The sequence below is a fragment of the Arthrobacter sp. JCM 19049 genome (assembly GCF_001310435.1).
In genome coordinates, this window is sequence record NZ_BAXF01000415.1 from 1 (window position 1) to 1,922 (window position 1,922).

The 1,922-nt window shown below is 67.4% G+C and carries 1 protein-coding gene and 1 pseudogene; both read right to left on the reverse strand.

What is annotated here, in order from left to right; genetic code table 11:
- The coding region (locus tag JCM19049_RS12850; RefSeq protein ID WP_279403170.1) for a glucose-6-phosphate dehydrogenase assembly protein OpcA at positions 1 to 362 on the reverse strand (362 nt) is incomplete at its 3' end.
- Positions 347 to 1,868, reverse strand: a pseudogene (gene zwf / locus JCM19049_RS12855) (glucose-6-phosphate dehydrogenase). The pseudogene zwf and the gene JCM19049_RS12850, both read right to left, overlap by 16 nt.
- Positions 1,869 to 1,922 lie beyond the last annotated feature (54 nt).

Consider the following 1,922-nt stretch of genomic DNA (forward strand, 5'->3'; position numbering starts at 1 on the left):
GGCGCGTCGGGCAGCAGCAGGGCGGAGATCAACGCCTCGTCGGCGATGATGTTCGGGCCGCGGGTGCGCATCACGATGACCTCGGAGGCCCCGGCGTCCCCGCCCACGCGGATCTGAACGTCCAGGCAGTTCTTGCCGGTCACCGGCCCGCGCACCACCACGATCACCCGGCAGGGGTGTTCGCGGCTGGCCAGGTCGGCGGCGTCGATCGCCTTCTCGGCGAACCCCTCCCGGTGATGACCACCAGGGTCAGCACCCGGGGAGAGCGCGGAGGCGCCGTGGGTGCGCCGCGCGGTGATCAGTTTCTTGGCCACCTGGCTGGTGGTGGTGTTGGGAAGATCGATCATCATGGCCGGCGCCACGTCCTTCCGTCTCGGGCCATCAGCTCATCGCTGCTGGACGGGCCCCAGGACCGGGGTGGTAGGGCTCGGGCTGGCAGTCCAGCGCGGCCCAGTGTTCCTCGAACGGGTCCAGGATCCGCCAGGACTGTTCGACTTCCTCGTGGCGCGGGAAGAGCGGCGGCTCGCCCAGCAGCACGTCCAGGATCAGCCGTTCATAGGCTTCGGGGGAGGATTCGGTGAACGCGTTGCCGTACCCGAAGTCCATGGTCACGTCGCGGATCTCCATCTGGGTGCCGGGCACCTTGGAGGAGAAGCGCATGGTGGCGCCCTCGTCGGGCTGCACCCGGATCACGATCGCGTTCTGCCCGAACTCGTCATCCTCGTGGTCGGTGAACAGCAGGTTTGGGGCGCGCTTGAACACCACCGCGATCTCGGTGACGCGCCGGCCCAGGCGCTTGCCGGCGCGCAGGTAGAACGGGACCCCGTGCCAGCGCCGGGTGTTGATGTTCAGCCGGATCGCCGCGTAGGTTTCCGTCTTGGACTTGGGGTTGAAGCCTTCCTCGTCCAGGAATCCGACGACCTTCTCCCCGCCCTGCCAACCGGAGGTGTACTGTCCGCGGGCGCTGGCCGCGTCCAGATCCTCGGGCAGGGTGACGGCGGTGAGCACCTTCTCCTTTTCGGCGCGCAGGTGGTCGGCGTTGAAGGAGATCGGCTCCTCCATGGCCGTCAGCGCGAGCAGCTGCAGCAGGTGGTTCTGGATGACGTCGCGGGCCGCGCCGACCCCGTCGTAGTAGCTGGCGCGTCCGCCGATGCCGATGTCCTCGGCCATGGTGATCTGCACGTGGTCCACGTACTTGTTGTTCCACAGCGGTTCGAACAGCTGGTTGCCGAAGCGGAAGGCCAGCAGGTTCTGCACGGTCTCCTTGCCCAGGTAGTGGTCGATGCGGAACACGGCATCGGGCGGGAAGACCGATTCGACGATGCTGTTCAGTTCCCGGGCGCTGGCCAGGTCATGGCCGAACGGCTTTTCGATGACCACCCGTTCCCAGCCGGGGTTGTTGTCGTTGGCCAGGTGGTGCTCGGAGAGCTTCTGGCAGACGACCTCGAACCAGCTGGGCGGGATGGAGAGGTAGAAGGCGTGGTTGCGCCCGGTGTTGCGGGTTTCGGCCAGCTCATCCAGGGTGGCCGCCAGCTGCTCATAGGCGGCGTCGTCGTCGAAGGCGCCGGAGATGAAGCGCATCCCGGAGGCCAGCTGCTCGAACACGGTCTCGTTGAACGGGGTGCGGGCGCTGGCCAGGATCCATTCACGGGCTTCGGCGGCGAAGTCCTGGGCGGACCAGTCACGCCGCCCGAACCCGACGATCGCGAAGTTCGGCGGCAGCAGGCCGCGGCTGGCCAGGTCGTAGACCGCGGGCATGAGTTTCTTGCGGGCCAGGTCGCCGGTGATCCCGAAGAACACCAGGCTCCGGGACCGGCGATGCGGTTCAGCCGCCGGTCCCGGGGATCGCCGGTAGTGGGTTGCTGCATCTGTTCCTTAGCTCCACTCGTCCTTAAGCTCACCGATCAGCGGCTGGCTGATGG